Raw genomic sequence first — 25,882 nt, 5'->3', positions numbered from 1 at the left:
GCGCGAGTCGGATAGCCAGTTCCGAAGTGTCGTGACAGGGCACAACTGCAGCGCGAGCCACGAGCCCGTTGCAAGACCTGAAGAATTAGTAGCGGTTCTCCCACCATAGGTTTGGCAGGGGAATAGCGCACGAGAGAGTACCCGGTAGGTGGCGCGGTCGCCTATTAGGGCAAGGAGTACACCAGCGATGGTGAATCAAAGCGATAGTTCGAAAGAAGTTCCGAAGAAGAAAGGCCTTTTCGGCCGCATTCTTCCTGCTTCCAAATCAGCATCTAAGTCGACGGCGCAGACGCCAGCAGCGCAGACGCCAACCGTGCAAACCCCACCTGTCGAGGCCCCCAAGGAACAGGCGCCACCCGCCGACGTTCCTGCGCAATCGGCTAAGCGTCCAGCGGCTAAGACTGCGAGCCAGCACTTGGGGCTCGAGGTTCCCGCATCAGTAACGGAGATCCCCGCGGATTCCGGTTCCGACGCCAATAAGAGCAACGACGCGCAAGCGCCGAAGACGTCGACCACGCGCTCTCGCTCACGCAAGAGCCCAGCAGCGTCGGTGCAGAACTCTTCGGATGCCGCCACTGAAAAGGCCCCGTCAGCAAAGAAAGCCCCAGCGGCGAAGAAAACGGCAGCAGCTAGTGCTCCGTCGACAACATCGTTGCTCTTTCAGGCACCGGATCTTCCGGATCTTCCAGCGCGTGCGCCTCGCTCGCGCAACGACAACAAGTCGAATGGCGACACCCGTGGTGATGACAACGCGTCGCACGATGAGGCAGGCAACGTTCGTCGTCGCTCACGCCGTCGTTCTGGCGAAGAGGCCCGTCCAGGTGACGAGTCTCCCAACACCGTTGTTCGCGTTCGCCAGCCGCGCAAGCAGGCTGAGCCAAGCAACGAGCCGACCAAGGTAAAGGGTTCGACTCGTCTCGAAGCCAAGAAGCAGCGCCGCCGTGATGGTCGCGATGCTGGTCGCCGTCGTCCCGTTGTGACCGAGAGCGAATTCTTAGCGCGTCGCGAAAGTGTCGACCGTGTCATGGTGGTCCGCTCAAAGTTTGACCGCATCCAAATTGCTGTTCTCGAAGACGGCGTATTGGTTGAGCATTATGTTGCCAAAGCTCAGGACGCGAGCCTTATCGGCAACGTGTACCTCGGTCGCGTGCAGAACGTATTGCCGAGCATGGAGGCAGCGTTCGTCGACATCGGACGTGGCCGCAACGCGGTGCTCTACTCCGGCGAAGTTGATTGGGATGCTGCAGCAGAGAACTCTGCTGACGGCAAGCCGCAAGCGCGTCGTATTGAACTTGCGCTCAAGCCAGGTGACCGCGTGCTCGTTCAGGTGACGAAAGACCCTGTCGGACACAAGGGTGCCCGTCTCACTAGCCAGGTCTCGCTGCCTGGCCGCTACCTCGTCTACGTGCCCAATGGGTCGATGAGTGGCATTAGCCGCAAACTCCCAGACACTGAGCGTTCACGCCTCAAGAAGATCCTCAAGGGTGTACTCCCTGAGAACGTCGGCGTCATTGTGCGCACGGCAGCTGAGGGTGCCACGGAAGAGCAGCTCACTCTCGATGTGAGTCGCCTCACGAACCAATGGGCAGACATCAGCTCGCAGGTGGAAAAGGCTCAGGCTCCGGCCCTTCTTCATTCTGAGCCGGATCTGTTGATCAAGATCATTCGCGATGTCTTCAACGAAGACTTCCACAAGCTCGTGATCGAGGGTGACGACGCTCGCAAGACAATTGAGGGCTACGTGCGTTCTGTCGCTCCCGATTTGCTTGATCGTTTGCAAGAACACGAGGGTTCGGTTGACTCGTTCGAGGAATACCGTGTGTCGGAACAGATCGAGAAGGCGCTTGACCGCAAGGTCTGGCTTCCCTCTGGTGGTTCACTCGTCATCGACCGCACTGAGGCCATGACGGTTGTCGATGTCAACACCGGAAAATTTGTCGGCTCGGGAGGAAACCTCGAAGAGACCGTAACCAAGAACAACGTTGAGGCCGCCGAAGAAATCGTTCGCCAGCTACGTCTGCGCGATATCGGTGGAATCATCGTCATTGACTTCATCGACATGGTTCTCGAATCAAACCGCGACCTCGTTTTGCGTCGTCTCGTTGAGTGCTTGAGCCGCGACCGCACCAAGCACCAAGTTGCCGAAGTTACCTCGCTCGGCCTTGTGCAAATGACTCGTAAGAAGTTGGGTCTCGGGCTTCTCGAAACTTTCAGCGAAAACTGTGAAGTTTGTGCCGGCCGTGGCGTTGTCGTGCACCATGATCCCGTTACCAAGCACCGTCAGCAGCCCACTCAGAACGAGCAGGCTGGCAGCGGTCGCCGTGGTCGTAATCGTGGCGGGAATGGCAACAACGGAAGCGGCAACAACGGAAGCGGCAACAACGGTGGCGCAAACGGCGGTGGAAATAGTTCCGGCTCCGGTAGCAACGCTGGCTCGCAGAATCAGCAGTCGAACGGTGCTGCTAAGTCTTCCAACGCTGGCTCAAGTAACGGTGCCAGCAATGGCGGCAGTAACGGCACTCACGCGATCACCGAAGATGTTCGCAATGCTCTTGCCCGTGTCGCAGCCAGTACCGTCGTAGCGGCCGCCGAGCCCGTAGCAGACGCACCAGCGACATCCCCGGTGGCTCCGTCGGCAGATCAGGCGTCAGCAACAGGGCCCAAGTCACGTTCGTCGAAGAACTCAGGGTCATCACGCAACTCTGGTTCATCGCGAAACGCGAACTCGTCTCGCGATGCTGACTCGACTCAGACGTCGGATTCTCCTCAGGCTGAGGCAAACGCATCGAAGCCAGTAGCTCAGGCTAGCGAGGTCGTTGAGGCTGCAGCAGAAGCTGCGGTTGCGATTCTCGATCTTCCGGCTACGAAGAGTTCACCATCGTCGCCAAAGATCAGTACTCAGGACGCTGAACAGATTTTGGGTTCGGTTCTCGAGGCTCTTCCTGAGCCCAAGCAGCCGGGCCAAGGTCGATCGCGCGGCTCGCGTCGTGCCAGCAGCCAGGGCAAAACAGTGAATGCGACGCCGAACAACGATCAGTAATGCCGGGTGTTCTCGGCTCTTTTAGAGTCGCGCTTTTATAGGGTTAGCGTGTGAGTTCCACTGTGACTGCGAACGTCGATGATCGCCATCGGCATGATCATCGACCTCGCCGATCGCGGCGCCGCTGGTTGTGGGCGGCGATCGGAACGCTCGGAGTTATCTCACTGCTCGCGTTGCGGGCGTACACCGGCGAATTAGACACGCTCGGTGTTCCTGGCCTCGCGCAGGACTTACTGACGTTAGCGACGAGCGTGATCATTGAATCGCTGCCGTTTGTGGTGCTCGGTATCGTTCTGTCGATTGTCGTGCAAGCGTGGCTGCCCGATGACCTGCTGATGCGTTACCTGCCACAACGACCTGTGTTCAGGCGTGCAATCATTTCGCTCTTTGGTATTGCTTTGCCAGTCTGCGAATGCGGAAATGTTCCGCTAGCTCGCGGACTAGTGCTTAAAGGGTTCTCGGTTCCTGAGGCGATGACGTTCTTGCTCGCAGCCCCGATCATTAACCCGATTACGATCCTGACGACCTATCAGGCGTTTGGGTTCACTGACGGCATCCTCGTCGGTCGAATTCTTGGCGGGCTCGCGATTGCCAACATTGTTGGCTGGCTCTTCAGCCTGCATCCGCAACCGAACTCGATGCTCACCGGTCGGTTCGCCGCCCAATGTTCTGCCAGTGCCGATCATCAGCACCAGTCGCGTTCAGACAAGAGCCTCGACATCTTCATGCGCGAGTCGAGCGTGCTCATGCCCGCCGTCTTCATCGGTTCGCTTATCGCCGGCGCAATTCAGGTAGCGGTTCCACGCGATGTGCTCGTGTCGCTCGGCAGCAACCCCTTGTGGTCGATTCTTGCAATGATGCTGCTCGCCTTCGTAATATCGGTGTGCTCCAGCGTTGACGCGTTTTTCATCTTGCCGTTCGCGAGCACCTTCATGCCGGGATCAATCGTGACATTCTTGGTCTTCGGCCCGATTATCGACATCAAGATGTTGGCCATCATGCGCACGACATTCACAGCACGCGTATTGCTGCAACTTTCACTGGTGGTTGCCCTCATGAGTGCCGTTATTGGGTTGGTGATCAACTATGTGGCCTAACCTCCAACGTTGGTGGGGAGTCATCCTGATTGTGGTCGCGGTCAGCGCCACCATGTGGCTCGCGGCAAGCCAGCAGCTCGTTCTCTACATCCATCCCCGCTACGTGGTATTCACGGTCATCATGGCCGTGATTGCCCTCGTTCTTGGCGTGATGAGTGTCGCAATTCGCCCTGGCAGCACCGAGGAACCTGCAGTGAGAAGTGGCTGGTCTCGGGTTCTCGGGGTTATCGCGCTCGTTCTCTCGGGGGTTGTTGCACTTTCGCTTGTTGTCGTGCCGCCGGCCACCCTCTCCAGTGCAACAGCGAGTCAACGTGACATCGTGGGCTCAACGGTCGGCAGTGATAGCCAGAATGTGGATGACGTCGACAGTGCCGATGAATCATTGATTGCGAGCTTCACGGTTGTCGACTGGGCATCGTTGCTGCGCCAGACCAGCGATCCGAGCTTTTACTCCAATAAAACCGCAGATTTAGTAGGTTTCATCACTCCGAGTGATGACGATCCCGACAACATTTTTTATCTTTCTCGCTTTACGGTGACCTGCTGCGCTGTTGACGCTCAGCCGACCGGTGTCGCGGTGTACGCGCCCGGTTGGAGCAATGAATTCGCGATCGACTCCTGGGTGCAGATCACCGGGAACTTCGAGATTAACCCGAGCTCGCGCAGCGATATTTCACTCGTTCTTGTCCCGAAGACCTTGAGCATTGTGGAGCGGCCAAATGAGCCATATCTCTATTAGCCGCAATCCCAACAATCCCCATGCTGGCGCTCAGGCGTTCCGCAAGGCGTTCGCTTGGACGATTGGGGTGCTCGTTGCGCTCTGTGGTGTGTTTTTGGCCTTGGGGTATCTGCAGGGGCCGAAGTTGTCGAATGCCCAACTCGACACGGATGCCGTTGTTGCCTCATCTGATCAAACCTTGCGTCTCTTTCTCAACCAAGCAATCGCCGCAATTGATGCCGGTGCCGTGACTGTTGAGCCAGCCGCAGCCGTTAGCGTCTCGAGCGAGGCTGATCTGATCTCGGTGAAGTTTGAGCAGCCGCTCCAGTACGGCACGCAGTACACGGTGACTGTCGATGGAGTTGTCAGTCCATCCGGCGGTTCAGCCTCAGCGATCGACTACTCATTTACCACTGGCGAAGCAGAGCTCTACTATCTCGACCGTGGGGTTCCGGTCGATGAGATTGTGCGCACCGGACTCAGCGGCTCTGAGCGCACTGTGCTGTTCGCGGGGGAGGGCATCCAAGAATTCACTCCCGTAGGGGACTTGGTGGCGTTCACTACGGCCAGTGCCGACCGCCTTGGCGCGCTGCATCTGGTGAATCCAGAGTCGGGTATTACTGAACAGCTGTTGCTGCCAGAGGTGGGGGAGGTCGCGGACCTCGATGCGTCGCGTGCGGGGGCAACTCTCGGGTTTACGATTTCGAGCGATGATCCTGGGCCGATTGAGACTGTCTCGCACACGCTCTACACGGTTGATCTCGATCGTGGGCGCGACGTTGTTGCTATCTCCGACCTCGATGGTGATCCCATGCGCGTTACGGGCTGGCAGTTCATCCCCGGTACGGCAAATATTGTTGCTCTCACCACCGAGAGCACCGTAGTGCGAGTAGATACCGCTTCGGGTGAGGTTGTGCCGCTCGGTCAGTTTTTTGAGTTCGGCAGGGTATCGGCGGATGGTTCCCACGTGGTCGTCGGTGATGCGCGTGGCAGCGCTTCCCTGTTGCTTACCGATGGTTCTGAACGTCGGCTCCTGGCATCACCGGTTGATGGCAAGCAGCCGTTTTTGGGCGACGCCGATGCGAATGCCGCTGACGATTTGGTTGCCAAGATGGTGTTGGTGGGGGAGGACGGACACACCTTTAGCAGCATCCTTGCCTACGACGACGGCGCGGCTTCACGCATCCTCTTCCAAACGGTCGAAGACAGAGGCGCGATTCTCGATTTTCGGGTGTCGCCCAATGGACAATTTGTCGCGGTTGAGGTTCAACCCAATGTTTCCGCATTCGATTCCGACGAGTATGTGATGAGTGCGCGCCCGCGAAGTGTTGCGACCTACATTGTTGAGATCTCAACTGGCGCAGTCACACGAAGCGTCGAGGGCTTCGGCGCCATCTGGCGGTAGGTTCGTTTTATGACTGCGATCTCTGACCTCGATTCGCTGCTGTCCACTATGGAACCTCAGCACAACCCCGGTGTATTTGTGTTTGCGACGGTGGAGTCACTTCGTGACATCGACGCCGATTCTGTCGTAGCGATGATCATTGAGGCTGAAGGGATCTCTGTGGTGCTGAGCGAGTCGGATGCTCTGCGTCAGTCGATTCCCCACAGCTTCCGATCAGCGTGGATCACTCTCACCGTCAATTCTGCTCTTGAGGCCGTTGGTCTTACCGCAGCGTTCGCTCAGGCACTGGGCGATGCAGACATCAGCTGCAATGTGATCGCTGGCAACTATCACGATCACATATTTGTCCCCATTGACTCTGTGGATGCCGCACTCGCTGCGCTGCGATCGCTTCAGTCGGCATCGCTCTAGTCCGGGCGCCCTATTTGGTGCGGTCGCGCTGAGGAACCCGAAGTCCGCTAGCTTCCAGCCGGCGCACGAACTCTCGAACGCCGACTGGTTCGGCGCCGAGGGCGACAAGTTGTTCCCACATCCGCGCTGGTACATCGTAGTGATCGAGGTCGAATCCTCGGCGGGGGATGCCCGCGAGCTCAGCGAATTCGTGGAGTTCGGCTAGCGACGTGTCACTCACGAGGTGGGCCCACACCGTCTCGTGGGCGGGCCAGATCGCCTGGTCGATCAACACAGTCATGGTCTGAGCCTAATTGAGGGCAGATCGTGACGTTGAGCTTTTGACCGGGCACCCGTTTGGGACGTACTATTGTTGTCGCTGCACTTGAACTGTGGTTGTGATCGTTGAGATTGCGATCAATCTCCGGTGTACACGTTCTCATTTTCGCTAAGTCGTCTCTCATGGCTGACTTAATTCGAAGCAGCAGAAGCGTGTCGTTTGACCGGGAGTGCCCACGTCGAGTATCGTTGATCCTTGGTGTGTGCTGGGCATAGCCCGCAGAATTCGCCACAAGCTTCAGTAGTTCTAGCTATTAATCGTTAAGTAAGGGTCAAAAGTGGTTTACGCAGTTGTGCGCGCCGGTGGGCGGCAGGAGAAGGTAGAGGTCGGCACGATTGTCGTTCTCGACCGCATCGCAGCCGACAAGAACGGCAATGTTGAGCTCGCTCCAGTTCTGTTCGTTGATGGCGACAAGATCACTCACGACGCCAAGGCGCTTGAGAAGATCAAGGTCGTTGCCGAGGTTCTGAACGATGAGCGCGGTCCAAAGATCGTTATTCAGAAGTTCAAGAACAAGACCGGTTACAAGGTTCGCCAGGGTCACCGTCAAGAACTGACCCGCATCAAGATCACCAGCATCAAGTAGCTGACGAGCGTAAAGGACTTCCAAGAAAATGGCACACAAAAAGGGCGCAAGCTCCACCCGCAACGGTCGTGACTCCAACGCGCAGCGCCTCGGCGTAAAGCGCTTCGGCGGCCAAGAGGTTCTCGCCGGCGAGATCATTGTTCGTCAGCGCGGCACCCACTTCCACCCCGGCGTCAACGTCGGCCGTGGAGGAGACGACACTCTGTTCGCTCTCTCAGCAGGCGCAGTGCAGTTCGGTGCAAAGGGCGGCCGCAAGGTCGTCAACATCGTCACCGTCTAGTTTTCCCCGGTTGCCTGTTCGCAGGCGAACGATACAGCGAAGAGCGAGCTTCGGCTCGCTCTCGCCATTTAACTCAGCACCACTAGGTGCAGCACCATTGAGTACAGCAATAGCATTACCCGTGTCTCACGAGAATAGGAGGAACCATCATGGCATCGTTCGTCGACCAGGTGACCTTGCATCTCGTAGCAGGACACGGCGGAAACGGTTGTGTTTCAGTCAAGCGTGAAAAGTTTAAGCCTCTTGCCGGCCCTGACGGCGGTAACGGTGGCAACGGTGGCGACATCGTGCTTTACAGCGACCCTCAGGTCACCACGCTTCTGAACTTCCACCGATCGCCGCACCGCAAATCGCAGCACGGTCAGCCAGGTCAGGGCGACCACAAGGCTGGCACTGCCGGTGCTGAAATGTTGCTCTCGGTTCCGGTCGGCACGCTCGTGCGCGATCAGGATGGCGAAGTCCTCATCGACATGGATGCTCCCGGCATGCGCTTGGTCGTCGGCCCAGGTGGTCAGGGCGGGCTCGGCAACGCAGCCCTCTCATCCACTAAGCGCAAGGCTCCCGGTTTTGCGCTGCTCGGAACGCCCGGTTTTCAGGGCGACATCTTCCTTGAGCTTAAAACCGTTGCCGATGTTGCTTTGGTCGGCTACCCGTCTGCAGGCAAGTCGAGCTTGATCGCTGCTATGAGCGCGGCCAAGCCAAAGATTGCTGACTACCCGTTCACTACGTTGCACCCCAACCTCGGAGTCGTTGAGTCCGGAGACGTTCGCTACACGATCGCCGACGTTCCTGGACTTATCGAAGGCGCAAGCGAGGGCAAAGGCCTTGGGCTTGAGTTCTTGCGTCACGTCGAGCGATGCACCGCACTGTTGCACGTGCTCGACTGCGCCACTTTGGAGCCCGGTCGCGACCCCATCAGCGACCTCGATGTGATTCTCGGCGAACTGGCGGCCTACCCCGTTCCAGAGGGTCAAAAGCCATTGCTCGAGCGCGAGCAACTCATTGCTCTCAACAAGGTCGACGTTTCCGAGGGCAGTGATCTCGCTGATCTCGTCAAGGCTGAGCTAGAAGAGCGCGGCTACCGTGTCTTCGAAGTGTCTGCTGTATCTCGCGAGGGCCTGCGAGAGCTGTCCTTTGCTCTCGCTGCTGTTGTTCTCGCTGACCGCGAGAAGCGCAACTCCGAACCGGTCAAGGAACGCATCATTCTGCGCCCGCGCGCCGTCAATGCGAAGGACTTCGTCGTCAAGGTCGAAGGTGGCACCTACGGCAACATTTACCGCGTTGTTGGCGATAAGCCTGAGCGTTGGGTTGCACAAACAGACTTTGCGAACGAGGAAGCTGTCGGATACTTGGCAGACCGTTTGGCGCGCCTCGGTGTTGAAGACGACCTGTTCAAGGCAGGTGCCGTCCCCGGCTCCACCGTCATTATTGGCGCAGGCGGAGGTGTTGTCTTCGATTGGGAGCCAACGCTCTCATCGGCCGCCGAACTGACTGTTGCTCCTCGAGGAACCGACCCACGACTCGACGACAACCCCCGCGAAACCAACCGCAGCCGTCGCAAGAATTACCTCGAGCGCATGGATGCTAAGGCAGCCGCACGCGCTGAGCTCGAGTCTGAGCGTGAAGCTGGCGTTTGGGTGGACGATGAAGGTTTCGCCATTGAAAAAGGCGATGAGTCGGAGGATCGTGACTAGCAAGCCCGTCGTGCGCGCCGAGATTCCTCGTGCGCGGCGCATCGTTGTCAAGGTTGGATCGTCATCGGTCAGCGGCGCCAACGTGGGCCAAATCGGCGCTCTTGTCGATGCGCTAGCCGCGGCACACGCCGCAGGTTCAGAAGTGATCCTGGTCTCTTCGGGTGCCATCGCTACCGGCATTCCCTTCCTCAAGCTAGATGGGCGACCCACCGACCTCGCTACCCAACAGGCCGCAGCGGCAGTCGGTCAGAACGTGCTCATTTACCGGTATCAGGAGAGCTTCGACCGCTACGGAGTGGTTGCAGCACAAATCCTGTTGACCGCAGGCGACATGGATAACCCCACTCACCACAGCAATGCTCAGCGGGCTATGGAACGATTGCTTGGGCTAAAAATCTTGCCCATCGTGAACGAAAATGACACGGTAGCGACCCATGAGATCCGCTTCGGTGACAACGACCGTCTCGCTGCGCTTGTCTCCGTACTAGTTCGGGCCGACATGCTGGTGCTTCTGTCTGACATCGATGCGCTCTATACGAAGCCTCCTTCTGAACCGGATGCCCAACGCATTGACTTTGTCGCGTTCGATGATGATCTTGCCCACGTGACTTTCGGCGATATTGGTGCTGCGGGTGTTGGCACGGGTGGCGCGGGTACCAAGGTTGCGGCAGCAAAGCATGCCGCAACGGCGGGGATCCCCGTACTCTTGGCTGGAACCGGGAGCGTTGCGGCTGCGCTGGCCGGAGCATCCATCGGCACGTGGTTTGAAGCAGCGATCACGATCGATTAGGGGTCGAAGGCGCGTATTGAGCGCCGCTACACTCTGAATATGGTTGATTCAGGTGTAATCGAGCGCACAATTACTGAGAAGTTCGAAGCGGCACGCGCAGCGTCGCGCACGCTCACCACTCTTACTACGGTGCAGAAGAATGCGGCACTCGCTGCTATCGCCCGGGATGTCGAAACGCACGCCGAACGAATCATCGCGGCCAATGCTCTCGATCTCCAACGCGGCGCAACTAGTGGCATGTCCGAGGGATTACAGGACAGACTGCGTCTGACCCGTGAGCGCATCACACAGCTCTCAGCGGCGGTGCTCGACATCATCGAACTCGCTGACCCGGTCGGCACAGTGGTCCGCGGTTCTGTACTGCCTAATGGACTCTCGGTCTCACAAGTGCGCGTGCCATTCGGGGTGATTGGTGCGATCTATGAAGCGCGACCGAACGTGACGATTGATATTGCGGCGCTGGCGCTCAAGAGCGGCAACGCTGTAGTGCTGCGCGGTGGTTCAGCCGCTGAAGACTCCAACCGCGTTCTTGTAGACATCATTCAGTCCGCTCTTGCGAGCGTGGGAGTGGAGCCGACCGCCGTTCAAACAATTGACGAATTTGGTCGCGATGGCGCGAAGGCACTGATGCAGGCTCGCGGTTTTGTTGACGTTCTTATCCCGCGGGGGAGTGCGCAGCTCATCCAGACCGTTGTCAGAGAGTCAACAGTGCCGGTGATCGAGACGGGTGCCGGCATTGTGCACGTATTCCTCGATGCGTCTGCCGACAAAGAAACGGCGATTGAGATCGTGCACAACGCCAAAGTGCAACGTCCGAGTGTCTGCAACGCTCTAGAGACACTTCTCGTGCATGAAGACGCCGCCGAAAGGCTTATTCCTGCCGTTCTGGCACGCCTCGCAGACGCCGGGGTGACGATTCACGCCGATCAGCGCACCCGTGGGCTATTTCCCCAGGCCCTCATCGCAGACGATGATGCGTGGTCGGTGGAACACTTGAGCCTCGATATTGCTGTGCGGGTGGTTTCCGACCTCGATGCTGCGATTGAACACATCGCAACGTATTCAACCAAGCACACCGAATCGATCATCACCAATGATCTCGCCAACGCTGACCGGTTTCTCGCCGAAATCGATTCAGCAGTTGTGATGGTCAATGCTTCCACCAGATTCACGGATGGCGCGGAATTCGGTTTCGGCGCCGAAGTCGGTATCTCAACCCAGAAGCTGCACGCTCGTGGCCCCATGGGATTACCAGAACTTACCAGCACCAAGTGGGTTGTGCGCGGTAGTGGTCAGGTGCGCGGCTAGACTGTTCTCGGCTTTGTGAATGGAGATCTGATGTCTGTTTTTCTGAATGTACTTGCGTCGAGCGAAGAGCTCGCGCCGCTTATCTTGCCGGCGATCGCTTTTCCGATCATCGCTGCAGTCGTTTTCACGACTCTCGGCTTTGTCACGTGGAGTTTCCGTGACGTGGCTAACCGTCACGTTGCGAAGCCTGCGAAAGCTGGCGACGCTCACGGCGCAGGCCACTAAGGCTTAGTCGTGTCGGCCGAGACGACGCAGAAGCGTGCGCGCATCGGCATCATGGGTGGCACTTTCGATCCCATCCATAATGGTCACCTCGTGGCTGCAAGCGAAGCTCAGCAACAGTTTGACCTCGATGAGGTCGTCTTCGTTCCCACGGGCAAGCCCTGGATGAAGTCAACGGTCACAGCCGGAGAACACCGATATCTCATGACGGTGATCGCCACCGCCGCTAACCCCGGCTTCAACGTCAGCCGCGTTGACTTAGAACGAGAAGGCGCGACCTACACAATCGACACGCTCCGGGACATGCGCAAGGCCTATCCCGATGCCGACCTTTTCTTCATTACGGGGGCGGATGCCATGGCTCAGATCATGGAATGGAAAGACGTTTCCGAGGTCTGGACTCTTGCCCATTTCATAGCAGTTTCACGGCCAGGACACCCCCTAACCATTAGTGGATTGCCTACTCAAGGCGTAAGCTCGTTAGAAGTGCCGGCGCTTGCGATCTCATCCACTGATTGCCGAACCAGAGTCAGTCAGGGCTTCCCGGTCTGGTATCTGGTTCCGGATGGTGTCGTTCAGTACATCGCCAAGCACCATTTATATCGGAGTATGCCATGACCACTTTTCACGATCCGCCGCCGCAGTCGCGCCGTGCGGCGCGTCAGAGTGAGCGCGAACGAGCTGCCGATGAGCAGCCGTCAGTAGAGGGCTTCACAACTTTTCCTTCTCAAGAAGCAGAAGAGAACAGTGTCGAAGAACCTCACAAAGACTTGAGCGCCGACACCACTGCCGCAGCCGCCCCATCAGGCACCGTTGCGCCTCCTGCCGCGCCCGCAACATCCCAACCGTCGACAGACGCCGCCTATCGTCTGGCGCCGCCACCATCACCACTCACGCAAGACTCTTCCTTTGCGCCGCCTCCTCCTCCCACTGCCGCTCCGGCAGCGCCGGAGTCGAGTTCTCCCGAGCGCACCCTTACTCGTCGCGAACTGCGAGAGCTTCGCGCACGTCAGGAAGCTGAACGTGCCGCTGCAGCGCCCGCTGAAACTGCTGTGCCTTCTGAAACTGCTGTGCCTTCTGAAACTGCTGTGCCTTCTGAAACTGCTGTGCCTTCTGAAACTGCTGTGCCTTCTGAAACCGCTGTGCCTTCTGAAGCGGCTGCGTCTCCCGAGGCGGCGCCAAAGGCTGCTTCGACTCCGTTAGCAAATGCTGCTGCGGATGCCGTGCCGCATTATCCATACTCGGGTTCAGCTGGACAGGCTTCCAAGCCTGCAGCGGAACAGCACCTGACTGTAGAGCCCACGATTCCGGCCTACGTTGAACCGCCAGCACTCATCGATCCACTTTCGGTAGTTCCTGAAGCTGCAGCGGTTGCCGCACCTCCCGAAGACGCGCTGAGCGCTTTCGAATCACTACTGGCCAACGCTGACGGTTCCGCGAAAGATGCGGAAATCACGGATGCTCCCCGGTCTCCGCTCATCGATCCGCCGCGTGAGACAGGCTCTGCTAAGTCAGCAGCGGACCTCGACTTCAGCGGAACCATTGCAGCAGCTCCGGTAGACACGTCGTCGGCCGCCTCAGCACCGCACCAGCCAGCGCCAAGCGCAGAACCGCAGTCGGCTGAAGCTCCCCGTTCATCCGCACGATCAACCATTGCGGGACTCCTCGGGTTAGCTCCGGAGGCTGCTAGCGAACCAGCCGATACAACGCCGGCGGTAAAATCAGCGCCCACTATTTCGGCGGCACCAACAAACCTCAGCAATGCCCGCGCAGAGTTCGACGAACAGGCGCGCAAGCGACTCGATGGCGAACTGCCCGCGGTCGACCGACTATCGGTCGAACCCAACGTGACGCCTACCGCCGCGCCGGCCCCGTCGCCGAGGATTGACTCCCCGGGAATGACTGTAGCCCCAGCGGGCCACTGGACTCGCCAGGCTGCGGTTGAAGACGACCCAAGTGCCTCAATCATTTCGAGGACCATTGGCAGCGGAACCCCCGCAACAAGCGCTCTTGTCTTGCCAGCGATCCCGTTTGCCACCGACATCCGTGGTCCATTGAATTCCAGCGGTGAAACTATGCTCACAGGGTCGATTGATCTGCCGAGCACGTTGTCGGCAAGTGGTGTCTCGGACCGTTTTGACCACGCAGATATTGATTCACTTCTCGATCTCAATGACAGCGACATGGTTTCGACTGATTCAGCACCCGTGCGCGCCGTCAAAGCCGTCAGTACGTTCTCCAATCAGTCAGTAACTCAGACACAAAAGCCGAAGGGTACTCGTGCACTCACGGTGTTGCTCATCTCGGCTTCGTCGATGGCTGTTGTGGTTGCCGGACTGCTTGTGGCAGCATTCGCCTTCAACATGTTGTAGGTTTAACTCTTTGCTCTTCCTCCGATTAAGGACCCTGTGACTGCTTCTCCTCGTGCTAACGAGCTACTTTCCATCGTCGCGCACGCCGCCGACGCCAAGCAGGCGACGGATATGGTCGCACTGGATGTCACCGGTCCCACGCCCTACACCGACATTTTCTTCCTTGCCACAGGCCGCAACGAACGCAACGTTCAGTCGATCGCGTCTGAAATTGAAGAGAAGATGATCGAAGCTGGCGCGAAGCCGCTACGTCGCGAGGGCCGTGCGGAGGGTCGTTGGATTCTTCTCGACTTCGGCCACGTTGTCGCCCACATCTTCCACGAAGAAGATCGCCTCTACTACTCGCTTGAGCGTTTGTGGAGCGATTGCCCCGTCATCCCGATCGATATCGCAGCACCAGCCGACCCCGAATCGGGAGCTGTTTAGTCAGTCTGGTTCGATTACTTCACACTTCGTAACTCAATTTGTGTGGGTGCCAGTGTGCTGGTTTTCTTGATCTAGCCGGGCAGTTAGACCCCGCGGCGATTCCACAAGAATTGCCTTCGATCTCTGGGGTTTCATGATTACGCTTTCTTCCGTCACCAAGACTTTTGGTGCAGCCGCGAACACAGTTCGTGCGCTCGACGATGTGAACCTCGCTGTGCAGCGAGGCGAAATTTTCGGCGTTATCGGCCAAAGTGGTGCCGGCAAGAGCACGCTCATCCGCACGGTAAATCTTCTTGAGCGCCCCGATTCGGGCAGGGTCACCGTCGCCGACCGTGAACTGACCGCGCTCAGCGATCGCGATCTTCTTCATGCGCGTCGCGAAATCGGCATGGTCTTTCAGCAGTTCAACCTGCTTGATAGCCGCACCGTTCGTGGAAACGTGGAACTCGCCTTAGAAGTTGTGGGCGTGAGCCGCAGCGAACGCACCAGCCGCACTAACGACATTCTTGAACTTGTGGGTCTCGAACAGAAAGCTCAGCAATATCCGGCTCAGCTCTCGGGCGGGCAGAAGCAGCGCGTGGGCATCGCGCGGGCGCTGGCATCTCGGCCTCGCGTTCTTCTCAGCGATGAAGCAACGAGCGCCCTCGACCCGGAGACCACAGACTCCATTCTTCAGTTGCTGCGCAGGCTCAACAAAGAGCTCGGACTCACCATTTTGCTGATTACGCACGAGATGGACGTCGTCAAAAGCATTTGCGATTCCGCAGCGCTAATGAGCGGTGGCCGCATTCTCGAGCAGGGTCGTCTTGTTGACTTGCTTGCCAAGCCAGGTTCGCAGCTTGCTCGTGGACTGTTCCCGCTCGGCGAACTGCCGCAGGGTAACTCCACAGTCATCGATGTCACCTTTGTCGGTTTGTCGTCAGCGCGACCTGTTGTCGCTCAGCTTGCCCGCACTCACCAACTAGATGTTGGTCTGCTCGGTGCTGCGATGGAAACCATCGGGGGAGCGCAATCAGGGCGCACGCGCCTTGAACTGCCGGGAACGATCGAGCAGCACACTGCCGCAATTGACGACTTGCGCGCTCAGGGCCTCGTCGTTGAGATTGTGAGGAGCGGACGATGATCGATTCCCAAGCTCCCGGCTTCTGGCCGCAGCTGTTTGAGACGCTCCTGAAGGCGACAGGGGAGACCCTGTACCAAGTGAGCGTCACGATGCTCATCACTCTCATTATTGGGCTTGCAGCGGGCACCCTGTTGGTTATCACCGACCGCGGCGGCATTCTCGAGCGCCCATTCGGCAGTGTGATCGCCGGTCGCATCATCAACGCGGTGCTGCAGGCCGTCGTGAACCTGGGCCGTTCGATCCCGTTCATCATTTTGATGATTGCGCTCATCCCGTTTACTCGACTGTTGTTGGGGACGGCGTTTGGCGTGACCGCGGCGATTGTACCGTTGACGATTGCTGCGATTCCGTTCTATGCCCGCATCGTGGAGATTTCGCTGCGCGAAGTCAACGAGGGGCTTGTTGAGGCGGGGCACTCTTTGGGCGCGACGCGCTGGCAGTTGGTGTCGAAAGTGATTATTCCTGAGGCTGTTCCTGGTCTCATCCGTGGCTTTACAACGACAGTGGTGTCGATTGTGAACTACTCGGCAATTGTGGGCGCGATTGGTGGTGGAGGTCTTGGTGATGTTGCTATTCGCTATGGACACCAGCGCTACAGCGTCATCCACATTGTCGCGGTGATTATCGTGCTAGTCGCGATTGTGCAGATCGTTCAGGTAGTCGGCGCTCGCTTGGCTAACCGAATGTCTCACCGCTGACTCTGTCGGCGGCTTACCCCTGAGTAGTTTTTCTTTTTTCTTTCACCACTGTTTGTTTTCTCGATTAAGGAATGTCATGTCACGCTCCAAATTCTTCTCACTCTCCACTGTGGCCGCCGCTGGCGTGCTCGCTTTGACCCTTTCTGGATGCTCGGCTCCCGCCGAAGAGTCCGCGCCCACTGATGGCACGCTCGGTTCGCTTACCGTTGGTGCTACGGCGACACCGGCCGGCGAAATTGTTCAGTTCGTGATCGACAGCGGTCAGGCTGAGGCTGCTGGCCTCGAGCTCGACATCGTTGAGTTCACCGATTACACGACACCGAACCCTGCTCTCAGTGAGGGCAGCCTCGACGTCAACCTGTTCCAGCACGAGCCGTTCCTGGATCTCTACAACGAGAACACGGGAGACAATCTGTTCGTCGTTGGCCAGGTTTACCTTCCGCCGCTCGCTCTGTACTCGAAGACCGTTGGCGAGCTTGCAGACCTGAAGGATGGCGCGAACATTGCGTTGCCGAACGATGCCAGCAATGAGGGCCGTGCGCTCTTGCTGCTTGCGGATGCCGGACTCATCGAGACCACGGATGCTCCGTCGACTGTTGCCGACATCACTGCCAACCCGAGCGATTTCAACTTCATCGAAATTGATGCGGCAAGCCTGCCGTCGGCTCTTGATGACCAAGATGCTGCGATCGTGAACTTCAACTACGCCGGTGCTGCTGGCCTCTCGGGCGACCTGCAGCTGGTCACCGAGGGCCCCTCGAGCGTCTACTACAACACGCTCGTAACGCGTGACGAGCTCAAGACTGACCCTCGGGTGCTCAAGCTATACGAACTGTTGACCTCAGACGAGACAAAGGCGTACATCAACGACTTCTACAACGGACTCGTTATTCCCGTTTCTTAGCCGACACGGCAACCGAGCAAACGCACGCTCCGGCTTGCGAAAAGGCGGCCAGTATCCATTCGGATGCTGGCCGTCTTTGGGTTTCCGCCCTCAATGTTGGCTGTGATTCTCACGAACTTGGGCCACAGAACGCTCAGATGGTTCTGGATGCGTCGCGCATGTACTATTCTTGAGAAGTTGCATTTCTGGTAACGGAGATAAAACAGATGGGTCCATGGCGCAGCCCGGTAGCGCACCTGCATGGCATGCAGGGGGTCAGGGGTTCGAATCCCCTTGGATCCACCATTTAGCCCCGCAATCGTAAAGATTGCGGGGCTTTTTTTGTTTAACGAGTCAGTCGTTAGCGACGTTTGCCTGGTGTGAAAGGGAGCTGCGACAGCGGCACATCGTCCACTTGAAGTGCAAGAAGTGCGTCGCGTCGCACGTCATTGAGGTACCCAACGTGGGCAAGTAGAGCCTGTTGTGCCCTTTCAGGGTCAGCAGCTGCGATTGCTTCGCAAATCTCGTGGTGCTGCTGCAAAACCTCGTCGCGACCGAGGAGGTTCACGAAGACGGTGTTTGTGGCAGGTCGGCTTAGGTGGACCGACATCATTGCGAGTTCGAGAATCGGGTTCTTGGTTGCTCGAGAAATTGCGGTGTGGAATGCGAGATCCCATTCCAACCACTCGTCGATATCCATTTCGAGGTCGCGAGCTGCATCAACCGCGTGGCGAATCGCGATGAGGTCCTCATCGGTGCGGTGCTGGGCGGCAAGCGCGACGCACATCGTCTCGAGCTTTTCGCGCGCTTCATCAACATTGTGCACGGTGACATTTCCGACACGGAACCACAGTCGGATGGCATCGCTGAGCTGCGCGGCGACTTGATCGGCATCAGGGACGGTCACAAAAGTTCCGCCCTGTCCTCCGCGTGTTGATTGCACGAGTCCGGTTGCCGAGAGAAGTTTGAGGGCTTCGCGCGCTGTGGCGCGCGACACGTCAAAGGAGTCTGCCAGCTCTTTTTCGGTGGGCAGACGTTCTCCTGGCTCCCACACGTTGTCATTGATTGCCTTGCGGAGTTGCATCGCAATTTGGCCCGAGGCATCGCGACGCGACAGCTCTGCGGGTTGGAAAGCGGGTTGCGTCATCTGTGACTCCTCGATGTGCTGAGCGTGGGGTTACGCCGAAACCTCAGTTTCTGCGAAATCTAAATGTAACAACGAAAAGCTTGTCGATCTAGGTCTGAAGTACTACGTTGAGTGTCAAACATTGAATGTCTAGCTTTCAAACGAGGAGAAACTCATGCGTACCCGAGTGTTACTAAGCACAGCGATGTTGGGCATTCTGGCTCTTGCCGGCTGCACGGCGCCCACACCCACTGGATCCGACGACAACCCCAAGCAAGATGCAGTTGCCTCTCAAACGGCAATGGCAGCAACGCTCGACTACATCGAAGCGGGACTGCCCGACCTCGACGGAGCATCCATCGCCTATATCGCCGAGTGCGCGACCGAGAACACGTTCTGCCAGGTTCGATGGCAGGGTGCGCAGGATGCTGCAGAAGCGGTCAATGCAGAAATCACCCTATTCAACGCGGCATTCGATGCGAATGCTCAGCAGGGTCAGGTGCAAGACGCCGTGCTCCGCGAGTTCGATGGCTACATTTTCTCGCCCGTCGCAGATGCTTCGGGATGCGCAAGCTTCGATGTGTTGGTTGAGACTGGTGCCCCGGTAGCCACAATCAACAGCCCGATGTGCGGAAACGCAGACTTTACTGAAGGGTCCGTGGGCTTCGCTGCGATGCAGACCGAGTCATTCTTCCTTGAGCACGTCAACAACGCGTTCGATTCCTGTGAAGGGGAATGTGAAGCGATTGCGGTTGGTGGATTCCTCGGAAGCGACCTCTACACTCGCTGGCAAAATGCAATTGAGCGCGCTGCCGCCGATCATCCCAACGTTACCGTCGTCACTGAACAACCCGGAAACTTCGACCCAGCAACAGCGCTCAGTGTGGTGCAAGATGCTTTGCAGGCCAACCCCGACGCACAGATCGTCGTCTCCTCGTGGGATGACATGACTCGAGGCGTTGAAGAAGGGATTCGGGCAGCAGGGCTCACCCCCGGCAGCGATGTCCGGATCTATAGCGTTGGCGGAACCGAGTACGGTACCGACCGTGTGATCGACGGAGCATGGACATCAACAACTGTGCTGCTTCCCTACGAGGAGTCGTACTACGGTGGCGTCCATCTCGCCAGAGCACTTGCTACTGGAGAGATCACCGAAGGCTTCACCTACTTGGCCGAGTCGCCTGTCGTCGTCGATGGACCGGGCACCATCTTCATCGACAGCAGTAACGCTGCTGACTTCGACCCCGAGTACTAATCATGAACCTCAACCGCGAATTGTCAACGGCTCTGACCGTTTCTGGCCTCAGCAAGGAATATCCGGGCGTGCGCGCGCTCAACAATGTGTCCTTCAGCGTTGAGCCTGGAATCGTGCTCGCTGTCGTTGGCGAAAACGGCGCAGGAAAGTCGACGCTTATGAAGTCGATTGCCGGCGCCGAGCGTGCCACCGCGGGTCACATTGAGGTCTTTGGCACACAATTGGTCGCTGGCAACCCTCGCGCCGCATCGGATGCGGGGGTTGCCATGATCTATCAAGAACTCACTATTGTTCCTGAGCTCAGCGCTCAAGAGAACGTCTATTTGGGGCACGTTCCGACGCTATTCGGGATTGTGCGATCGAGTCAGCTTCGACGGAACTATCGTTCTGTAGCAGAGCGGGTTGGCAGCGACATCCGACCGGATGCCCGCGCCGGCGACCTCTCGACAGCCAATCAGCAACTGCTTGAGATCATGCGCGCTATCGCGCACGGGCGACGACTCGTGATCATGGACGAACCAACCGCGTCGTTGGGACCGGAAGATATCGCGCGACTGCATGAGGTGATCCGTGACCTGCGCGACAAAGGATGTTCCGTGCTCTATGTATCTCACGACCTCGATGCGGTACTCGATGTCAGCGACGATGTGATGGTGCTGAGAGAAGGGTCTATAGTTTCGCGAGCGCCAGCGGCGGCGTGGAACAAAACTGCACTCGTCACCGCGATGCTCGGCCACTCACCGTCCACGGCCCCTACCGGCGGTCGCCACAGCGCTCTGGAGCCAACAATCGTTGCACTAAGCAACGTGCAGGCACCTGGTGTAGATCTCGAATCCTTGAGCATCCGATCAGGCGAGGTGGTCGGAATTGCTGGTCTAGTCGGTTCAGGGCGCACCCGGTTGTTGCGAGCTGTTGCCGGTGCTGAACCAGTGCAGACCGGAACAATCGAACTTGATGGAAAGTCGCTGCGCTGGCCAAGATCACCAGCGCAGGCCTGGAAAGTGGGGATCGCTCTTGCCCCTGAAGATCGGAAGCACCAGGGTCTGGTGCTTGATCAGCCAGCGTCATGGAATATTGCGCTCGGTGGATTCCACCTCGCTCGTCGGCGCGGACGGATCACCGCAGCCCTCTTGCGCCGATGGGCCGAACCCATCGCAAGCCGGGTCGCTTTCGCCCAATCCCGGCTGGGGGCGCCCGCAGGCACTCTCTCGGGAGGGAATCAGCAAAAGCTGCTGCTCGGCCGTCTCTTTTCACGTCCACTCCGACTCATGCTTCTCGACGAACCAACTCGAGGCATGGACATAGGGGCGAAGTCAGAAGTATTTGCCTCGATGCGCTCGTTCGCCGATGAGGGTCGTGCTGTCTTGTGGTCCTCTAGCGAAATTCAAGAAGTGCTCGATCACAGTGATCGCGTCGTAGTATGCCGTGCTGGCCGAGTCGTCGCTGAGCTGCCAGCCGGGGCGACTGTGCACGATGTACTTGCTCAAGCCTTCGGCACCGCCGCCCTCGCTGCGGTATCCACACCATCATCCGCATCTTCACTCACTCACGTGCAGGAGAAATAACAGTGAGCACACGAATGACAGCAACACTGCAGCCCGTTGCTGCACCGATCGGCCCCCGAATCCGTCGCGCACTGAGCGAGTACGGCGTAGTGCTCGCACTTGTTGTGCTCATCATGGTTGTAGCGCTTCTCCAACCCGCGTTCTTATCCCTGGGCAACGTCAGCAATGTCCTCGCACAGTGGGCACCCGTCGCCATAATGGGCATCGGGATGACATACGTCGTGTTGACGGGAGGCTTCGACCTCTCTATGGCCGCGACCTACGCTCTCGCCGCCGTCGTCGCGGCAACGCTGGGACAGACGCTCCCTCCGATTGCGGCGTTCATAGGAGCCATCATCGTGGCTGGAGTTGTTGGCTTACTCAACGGCGTGATCGTCACACTTCTCAGAGTCAACCCTTTCATCGCAACGTTGGGATCGTCCCTCATCATCACCGGTGTTGCACTGCTTCTGACGGGGAACCGTCCGATCCAAGTCATCTTCGAGCCGTTTACTGTTCTCGGTCGCGGAGCCATTCTGGGAATACCGTTAAGTGCACTACTCATGATCCTTCTGTTCGTGGTTGGCGGACTCGTCTTGTCCTTCACAAAATACGGCCACAACATCTATGCGGTCGGAGGCAATCGCGAAGCAGCACGGCTCTCAGGCATCCGAGCCGGCTGGGTTGTTGCTAGTGCCTACCTTGTCGCCGGAATCTGCGCTGGGATTGCCGGCACCATCACGGCATCCCGATTGAGTTCAGCCCAGGCCGGGTTGAGCGGTCAGCTCGTCTTCGATGTCCTCACCGTGGTCATTGTTGGGGGCACGACTCTCGCCGGCGGAAAGGGATCACTGTGGCGCACGGCCGTAGGAGTCGCAATTTTGGCAACCCTGCAGAATGGCTTCAACCTTCTTGATATCGACGCGTACTACCAAAACATCATCAAGGGGGTGATTATCATCGCGGCTCTCACCTCAGTTGATTGGAGCCGCTTTGCACGCCCTCGCCGGGTCTCGCCATCCGAGACCGCCCAGTCCAGTATTAGCAACGACACCGTTTAAAGGAGCAAGATCATGTCGGAGACTCTTGATGTCAAAGAAATCACCATTAGCGAAGTTCAGGATGCCTACCAAAAAGGAACCGTCACGGTTACCTCAGTAGTTCAGGCCTACCTAGACCGCATCGAATCGATCGACCGCAGTGGCGCGGAACTCAACTCGATCGTTGCGCTCTCGCCCCGCGCGCTCGAAGACGCTGCCGACCTCGATGCGTTCTACGCAAAGAACGGTCAGCTCTTTGGCCCTCTGCATGGCGTGCCAGTGCTAGTGAAAGATCAGGTCGAAGTTGGGGGAATGCCCACAAGCTATGGAAGCGAGATCGCCGCAGATTTCGTACCCGAAAAGGATTCCACGGTTGTCGCTCGACTGCGCGCCGCTGGCGCCGTGATCATGGGAACCACCACGATGCCTGACTTTGCCACGTCGTGGTTCAGTACGTCGTCACGCAGCGGAACGACCAAGAACCCTTACGATCTTGCTCGTGATCCTGGAGGATCATCGTCAGGTTCTGCGGCAGCGATTGCGGCGAACCTCTCTCTGGTCGGAATTGGTGGTGACACGGGTGGGTCGATACGTCTGCCAGCCTCATTCTGCAACCTCGTCGGACTGCGAGTAACGCCTGGATTGATTAGTCGTGCGGGTATGTCCGCACTCGTCAAGCCTCAAGACACCCCCGGCCCGATGACTCGCACGGTAGAGGACAGTGCGCGAGTGCTCGATGTGCTTGCGGGGTTCGACCCGGAAGACTCCTACACGAGCATCAATCGCATCGCTCGCCACGTGGGTTCCTACACGGATGGTCTTGCCGAGTCGACCATGGCAGGAAAGCGTGTTGGAGTGCTGCGTGAAGCGTTCGGTGACGAGAGCGATGTCGATGGTGCACGCATCAATGTTGTGCTGGAAGAAACGCTTAATAAGCTTCGCGCAGCCGGCGGCGAAACTGTCGACGTTCATGTAGATGACTTGATGCACCTCGTTGGATTCACCTCGTTGTACAACACTCGATCTCACGACGACATGGATAAGTTCTTTGCAACGCGCCCCGGTGCAGGAGTGACGGGTATGAGCGACGTTATCGCTAGTGGACGGTTCCACCCGAAACTTGATCTCCTAATCGGGATTGCCGCATCCCCGGAGAACCCCGCTGATGATGACGAATATGTCGATCGAATTTTGGTGCAGCAGAAGTTCCAGCGCCATGTTGTCAGTCTGATGGAGGAGTTGCAGCTCGACGCCATTGTTTTCCCGGATGCAAAACTGCCGGCACCCACGCGTGCGGATGTATTCGCTGACCGCTGGACCTGCCTGACGTACCCCACCAATACGGTCATTGCGTCACAACTGCATTTTCCGGCGATTACGGTTCCCGTGGGCTTCACTGATAACGGACTGCCGGTTGGGCTGGAAATCATGAGCGCGCCCTATGACGAACAGCGGCTCTTGAAGGTCGCTTCTGCGGTCGAAAAAGCTACCACGGCTCGCCGCAGCCCTGAGCACAATCTGGGGTCTGATCACTGAGATGACGCGCACAATCAATGCTGACATGGGGGAGTCAGTCGGGATCCATCACTTCGGTAATGACGAGCCACTTCTCGAATTCGTTGACACGATCAACGTTGCCGGCGGGCTGCACGCTGGCGATCCGTCAGCGATTTCTCGGATCGTCTCGCTCGCGTTAGACCGAGGCGTCAGCGTCGGAGCCCACCCGGGGCTGCCAGACATCGCCGGCTTCGGGCGGCGGGAGATGGTAATTACGGTTGAGGAAGCGCGAGACCTCATCCGCTATCAAACAGGCGCAGTCGCATCCTTCGTGCAGTCCCACGGCCATGAACTCCACCACATCAAGCCTCACGGTGCGCTGTTTGGAATGTTGGCTCGAAACGATGAACTGATGGATGCTGCCTGTGATGTAGCGGTGCAGTACGGAGTTCCCATTTATGGGCTAGCCGGCACAGCTCACGAACGAGTATCGGCAGCAAGGGGAGTGCCATTCGTTCCGGAGTACTACGTTGATCTCGACTACACGGATGACGGCATGGTTGTCGTCAATCGCACGGGTTCCGTGCGAGACCTCGGTGAAGTCGCAGAGCGAGCGTCACGTGCCTTGCGAGAAGGAACAACCATCAGCACAACAGGCAACACGATTCCTGTTCGCGCCGACTCCTTCTGCATCCACTCTGATCTGCCCAATGCTGTGGAGGTAGCGAGAACGGTGCGCGACGCGATTGCGCACGTAGCGGTTTAGCGTAGTTGTTCGGGTGGGCGGAAGCAGTATTAGCGTTTCTGCCCACCTGACCTCGAAAATGAATCTGGCGCTACGTAGTGGCGAGAGGCGTTGTCGGGGGTGTCGTTCCCGTGGTCTTACGCACCTTGGCTTTGAACCACTTGGTGTCGGGGATTCGTGCGAGGAGTGGACCGGCGATGATCGTGATGAGTACATACGCCGTCGCTAGTGGTGCGAGCATGGGCTCAATGCCGGCACCGACTGCGAGCCCGGCGATAACGATCGAGAACTCACCGCGAGGAGTCAGAATTAGCCCAGTGCGCCATCGACCAGCAACCGCGATCCCAGCCCGTTTCGCCGCAAGGTAGCCCGAGAGCGTCTTCGTAGCGATAGTGACAAACGCGAGAGCAGCCGCCGGCAGCAGAACAGGAACAATGTCTGCCGGCGAAGTTGAGATCCCAAAGAACACAAAGAAGACCGCAGCGAATAAATCACGCAGGGGAGTGATGAGTTGGGCTGACTGGTGCGCCACCGGGCCCGAGATCGCGATACCGACAAGGAAAGCACCCACCGCAGCAGACACGCTCACGCGTTCCGCTAAACCAGCAACAAGCATCGTCAATCCAACGACACCGAGCAACAGTGCTTCGGCGTTCTTGTCGGGAAGCAGTCGGGACAAGAATCGACCATGACGTAGGGCAACATAAAGAATCAGCAGCACGACAGCGACGGCAATGGCCACAGTGAACGCGCCCTGCAGCAGTCCCGCACCAATGACGAGCGCTGAGAGCACCGGCAAATAGAACGCCATCGCCAAGTCTTCCATCACCAGGATGGAAAGCACGGTCGGGGTCTCGCGGTTACCGAGTCGCCCCAGATCGCGCACGACCTTAGCGATCACCCCAGATGATGACACCCAGGTGACACCGGCGAGGGCGACGACCGCGGCAGGTTCCCACCCCAAAATGATGGCGAAAAGAGCCCCGGGTAGGGCATTGAAGACACCATCGAGGATGCCCGAAATGCGAGAAGTCTTGAGATTCGAGACGAGCTCTTCTGCAGAATACTCCAGCCCCAGCATCGCCAAAAGAAGAATCACGCCGATTTGTGAACCGACTTCGAAGAACTCTTCGCTCGCCTGAAACGGCAGCAAACCGCCCTCGCCAACAGCGAGGCCGGCAAGAAGATAGAGCGGGATGGCAGAAAACCCGAAACGTGCAGCAAATCTTCCGAGCACGCTAAGAACAAGCAGGAGAGCGCCAACCTCGATGAGGAGCTGCGTCGTCTCATGCATACGCGAGCC

The 25,882-nt window shown here is 58.1% G+C and carries 25 protein-coding genes and 1 tRNA gene; 23 read left to right on the top strand and 3 right to left on the bottom strand.

Annotation, left to right across the window (positions count from 1 at the left end; translation table 11 throughout):
- The first annotated feature begins 187 nt into the window (after positions 1–187).
- The 5 genes from AC1ENN_RS08625 to AC1ENN_RS08605 are packed head-to-tail and all read left to right on the top strand — an operon-like array spanning position 188 to position 6,671.
- Entirely contained in the window at positions 188–3,040 is a 2,853-nt protein-coding gene (locus tag AC1ENN_RS08625) for an Rne/Rng family ribonuclease (RefSeq protein WP_449646934.1), read from the top strand.
- Positions 3,041–3,090: 50 nt separating this feature from the next.
- Positions 3,091–4,137 (top strand): permease, encoded by a 1,047-nt coding sequence (locus AC1ENN_RS08620; RefSeq protein WP_449646933.1) that lies wholly within the window; start codon positions 3,091–3,093, stop codon positions 4,135–4,137.
- Entirely contained in the window at positions 4,127–4,876 is a 750-nt protein-coding gene (locus tag AC1ENN_RS08615; protein WP_480390909.1) for a TIGR03943 family putative permease subunit, read from the top strand. Before AC1ENN_RS08620 ends, AC1ENN_RS08615 begins: the two co-directional genes overlap by 11 nt.
- Positions 4,857–6,260, top strand: a complete 1,404-nt coding sequence (locus AC1ENN_RS08610; RefSeq protein ID WP_449646931.1) for an Ig-like domain-containing domain — start codon at positions 4,857–4,859, stop codon at positions 6,258–6,260. Before AC1ENN_RS08615 ends, AC1ENN_RS08610 begins: the two co-directional genes overlap by 20 nt.
- 9 nt (positions 6,261–6,269) lie before the next feature.
- A complete protein-coding gene (locus AC1ENN_RS08605) occupies positions 6,270–6,671 on the top strand; it encodes an ACT domain-containing protein (RefSeq protein WP_449646930.1) in 402 nt (133 codons plus the stop codon).
- A gap of 10 nt (positions 6,672–6,681) precedes the next feature.
- Here the strand turns inward: AC1ENN_RS08605 and AC1ENN_RS08600 are convergent, their stop codons facing one another.
- A complete protein-coding gene (locus AC1ENN_RS08600) occupies positions 6,682–6,951 on the bottom strand; it encodes a DUF4031 domain-containing protein (protein ID WP_449646929.1) in 270 nt (89 codons plus the stop codon).
- A gap of 316 nt (positions 6,952–7,267) precedes the next feature.
- Here AC1ENN_RS08600 and rplU point away from each other — a divergent pair, with 316 nt between their 5' ends.
- The 13 genes from rplU (at position 7,268) to AC1ENN_RS08535 (ending at position 17,678) form a co-directional block, all read left to right on the top strand.
- Positions 7,268–7,576, top strand: a complete 309-nt coding sequence (gene rplU / locus AC1ENN_RS08595; RefSeq protein ID WP_009772527.1) for a 50S ribosomal protein L21 — start codon at positions 7,268–7,270, stop codon at positions 7,574–7,576.
- A 28-nt stretch (positions 7,577–7,604) separates the two neighbouring features.
- On the top strand, positions 7,605–7,856 hold the full coding sequence (rpmA, locus tag AC1ENN_RS08590) for a 50S ribosomal protein L27 (protein ID WP_219948239.1): 252 nt from the start codon (positions 7,605–7,607) through the stop codon (positions 7,854–7,856).
- 149 nt (positions 7,857–8,005) lie between these two features.
- Positions 8,006–9,550 (top strand): GTPase ObgE, encoded by a 1,545-nt coding sequence (gene obgE / locus AC1ENN_RS08585; protein WP_449646928.1) that lies wholly within the window; start codon positions 8,006–8,008, stop codon positions 9,548–9,550.
- Complete coding sequence (proB, locus tag AC1ENN_RS08580) at positions 9,543–10,340, top strand: glutamate 5-kinase (protein WP_449646927.1); 798 nt, start codon at positions 9,543–9,545, stop codon at positions 10,338–10,340. The genes obgE and proB overlap by 8 nt, the downstream gene beginning before the upstream one ends.
- Positions 10,341–10,379: 39 nt before the next feature.
- On the top strand, positions 10,380–11,648 hold the full coding sequence (locus AC1ENN_RS08575) for a glutamate-5-semialdehyde dehydrogenase (RefSeq protein ID WP_480390908.1): 1,269 nt from the start codon (positions 10,380–10,382) through the stop codon (positions 11,646–11,648).
- 30 nt (positions 11,649–11,678) lie between these two features.
- The gene (locus tag AC1ENN_RS08570) at positions 11,679–11,873 is read left to right on the top strand and encodes a hypothetical protein (RefSeq protein ID WP_449646925.1); all 195 of its coding nucleotides are present in this window, start codon (positions 11,679–11,681) and stop codon (positions 11,871–11,873) included.
- A gap of 9 nt (positions 11,874–11,882) precedes the next feature.
- Positions 11,883–12,488 (top strand): nicotinate-nucleotide adenylyltransferase, encoded by a 606-nt coding sequence (gene nadD, locus AC1ENN_RS08565; protein ID WP_480390907.1) that lies wholly within the window; start codon positions 11,883–11,885, stop codon positions 12,486–12,488.
- Positions 12,485–14,242 carry a hypothetical protein gene (locus AC1ENN_RS08560; protein WP_480405842.1) on the top strand — a complete coding sequence of 586 codons (1,758 nt, stop codon included), beginning with the start codon at positions 12,485–12,487 and terminating at the stop codon, positions 14,240–14,242. Before nadD ends, AC1ENN_RS08560 begins: the two co-directional genes overlap by 4 nt.
- 36 nt (positions 14,243–14,278) lie before the next feature.
- Complete coding sequence (gene rsfS / locus AC1ENN_RS08555) at positions 14,279–14,668, top strand: ribosome silencing factor (protein ID WP_449646922.1); 390 nt, start codon at positions 14,279–14,281, stop codon at positions 14,666–14,668.
- A gap of 133 nt (positions 14,669–14,801) precedes the next feature.
- Entirely contained in the window at positions 14,802–15,791 is a 990-nt protein-coding gene (locus AC1ENN_RS08550) for a methionine ABC transporter ATP-binding protein (RefSeq protein WP_449646921.1), read from the top strand.
- The gene (locus AC1ENN_RS08545; RefSeq protein ID WP_480390905.1) at positions 15,788–16,489 is read left to right on the top strand and encodes a methionine ABC transporter permease; all 702 of its coding nucleotides are present in this window, start codon (positions 15,788–15,790) and stop codon (positions 16,487–16,489) included. Before AC1ENN_RS08550 ends, AC1ENN_RS08545 begins: the two co-directional genes overlap by 4 nt.
- A gap of 76 nt (positions 16,490–16,565) precedes the next feature.
- Positions 16,566–17,393, top strand: coding sequence for a MetQ/NlpA family ABC transporter substrate-binding protein (locus AC1ENN_RS08540; protein WP_480390904.1), 828 nt, complete (start codon positions 16,566–16,568; stop codon positions 17,391–17,393).
- Between the two features lie 208 nt (positions 17,394–17,601).
- Positions 17,602–17,678, top strand: a tRNA-Ala gene (locus AC1ENN_RS08535).
- Positions 17,679–17,733: 55 nt separating this feature from the next.
- On the opposite strand, the gene AC1ENN_RS08530 is transcribed toward AC1ENN_RS08535, so the two are convergent.
- Entirely contained in the window at positions 17,734–18,519 is a 786-nt protein-coding gene (locus AC1ENN_RS08530; protein WP_480390903.1) for a FadR/GntR family transcriptional regulator, read from the bottom strand.
- Between the two features lie 154 nt (positions 18,520–18,673).
- On the opposite strand from AC1ENN_RS08530, the gene AC1ENN_RS08525 reads away from it, so the two are divergent.
- From AC1ENN_RS08525 to pxpA, 5 genes are read left to right on the top strand one after another with little or no spacing between them, the layout of a single operon-like run.
- On the top strand, positions 18,674–19,753 hold the full coding sequence (locus AC1ENN_RS08525) for a sugar ABC transporter substrate-binding protein (protein WP_480405841.1): 1,080 nt from the start codon (positions 18,674–18,676) through the stop codon (positions 19,751–19,753).
- A 2-nt stretch (positions 19,754–19,755) separates the two neighbouring features.
- Positions 19,756–21,318 carry a sugar ABC transporter ATP-binding protein gene (locus AC1ENN_RS08520; RefSeq protein ID WP_480390901.1) on the top strand — a complete coding sequence of 521 codons (1,563 nt, stop codon included), beginning with the start codon at positions 19,756–19,758 and terminating at the stop codon, positions 21,316–21,318.
- Positions 21,319–21,320: 2 nt separating this feature from the next.
- Entirely contained in the window at positions 21,321–22,358 is a 1,038-nt protein-coding gene (locus tag AC1ENN_RS08515; protein WP_480405840.1) for an ABC transporter permease, read from the top strand.
- 12 nt (positions 22,359–22,370) lie between these two features.
- On the top strand, positions 22,371–23,873 hold the full coding sequence (locus AC1ENN_RS08510; protein WP_480390899.1) for an amidase: 1,503 nt from the start codon (positions 22,371–22,373) through the stop codon (positions 23,871–23,873).
- Position 23,874: 1 nt separating this feature from the next.
- The gene (gene pxpA / locus AC1ENN_RS08505; RefSeq protein ID WP_480390898.1) at positions 23,875–24,600 is read left to right on the top strand and encodes a 5-oxoprolinase subunit PxpA; all 726 of its coding nucleotides are present in this window, start codon (positions 23,875–23,877) and stop codon (positions 24,598–24,600) included.
- A gap of 70 nt (positions 24,601–24,670) precedes the next feature.
- Here pxpA and AC1ENN_RS08500 read toward each other — a convergent pair whose 3' ends face one another.
- Entirely contained in the window at positions 24,671–25,873 is a 1,203-nt protein-coding gene (locus AC1ENN_RS08500) for a cation:proton antiporter (RefSeq protein WP_480405839.1), read from the bottom strand.
- Positions 25,874–25,882 lie beyond the last annotated feature (9 nt).

The organism is Rhodoglobus sp. G.S.23 (genome assembly GCF_056675935.1).
Note: the sequence above shows the minus strand (reverse complement) of the source record. Positions and strands in the feature narration are given on the sequence as shown.

Coding starts and splice junctions, on each gene's coding strand:
- AC1ENN_RS08625 (WP_449646934.1), top strand. CDS start 188: ATGGTGAATCAAAGCGATAGTTCGAAAGAAGTTCCGAAGAAGAAAGGC.
- AC1ENN_RS08615 (WP_480390909.1), top strand. CDS start 4,127: ATGTGGCCTAACCTCCAACGTTGGTGGGGAGTCATCCTGATTGTGGTC.
- AC1ENN_RS08610 (WP_449646931.1), top strand. CDS start 4,857: ATGAGCCATATCTCTATTAGCCGCAATCCCAACAATCCCCATGCTGGC.
- AC1ENN_RS08605 (WP_449646930.1), top strand. CDS start 6,270: ATGACTGCGATCTCTGACCTCGATTCGCTGCTGTCCACTATGGAACCT.
- AC1ENN_RS08600 (WP_449646929.1), bottom strand. CDS start 6,951: ATGACTGTGTTGATCGACCAGGCGATCTGGCCCGCCCACGAGACGGTG.
- rpmA (WP_219948239.1), top strand. CDS start 7,605: ATGGCACACAAAAAGGGCGCAAGCTCCACCCGCAACGGTCGTGACTCC.
- obgE (WP_449646928.1), top strand. CDS start 8,006: ATGGCATCGTTCGTCGACCAGGTGACCTTGCATCTCGTAGCAGGACAC.
- AC1ENN_RS08575 (WP_480390908.1), top strand. CDS start 10,380: ATGGTTGATTCAGGTGTAATCGAGCGCACAATTACTGAGAAGTTCGAA.
- AC1ENN_RS08570 (WP_449646925.1), top strand. CDS start 11,679: ATGTCTGTTTTTCTGAATGTACTTGCGTCGAGCGAAGAGCTCGCGCCG.
- AC1ENN_RS08560 (WP_480405842.1), top strand. CDS start 12,485: ATGACCACTTTTCACGATCCGCCGCCGCAGTCGCGCCGTGCGGCGCGT.
- AC1ENN_RS08550 (WP_449646921.1), top strand. CDS start 14,802: ATGATTACGCTTTCTTCCGTCACCAAGACTTTTGGTGCAGCCGCGAAC.
- AC1ENN_RS08545 (WP_480390905.1), top strand. CDS start 15,788: ATGATCGATTCCCAAGCTCCCGGCTTCTGGCCGCAGCTGTTTGAGACG.
- AC1ENN_RS08540 (WP_480390904.1), top strand. CDS start 16,566: ATGTCACGCTCCAAATTCTTCTCACTCTCCACTGTGGCCGCCGCTGGC.
- AC1ENN_RS08530 (WP_480390903.1), bottom strand. CDS start 18,519: ATGACGCAACCCGCTTTCCAACCCGCAGAGCTGTCGCGTCGCGATGCC.
- AC1ENN_RS08525 (WP_480405841.1), top strand. CDS start 18,674: ATGCGTACCCGAGTGTTACTAAGCACAGCGATGTTGGGCATTCTGGCT.
- AC1ENN_RS08520 (WP_480390901.1), top strand. CDS start 19,756: ATGAACCTCAACCGCGAATTGTCAACGGCTCTGACCGTTTCTGGCCTC.
- AC1ENN_RS08510 (WP_480390899.1), top strand. CDS start 22,371: ATGTCGGAGACTCTTGATGTCAAAGAAATCACCATTAGCGAAGTTCAG.
- pxpA (WP_480390898.1), top strand. CDS start 23,875: ATGACGCGCACAATCAATGCTGACATGGGGGAGTCAGTCGGGATCCAT.
- AC1ENN_RS08500 (WP_480405839.1), bottom strand. CDS start 25,873: ATGCATGAGACGACGCAGCTCCTCATCGAGGTTGGCGCTCTCCTGCTT.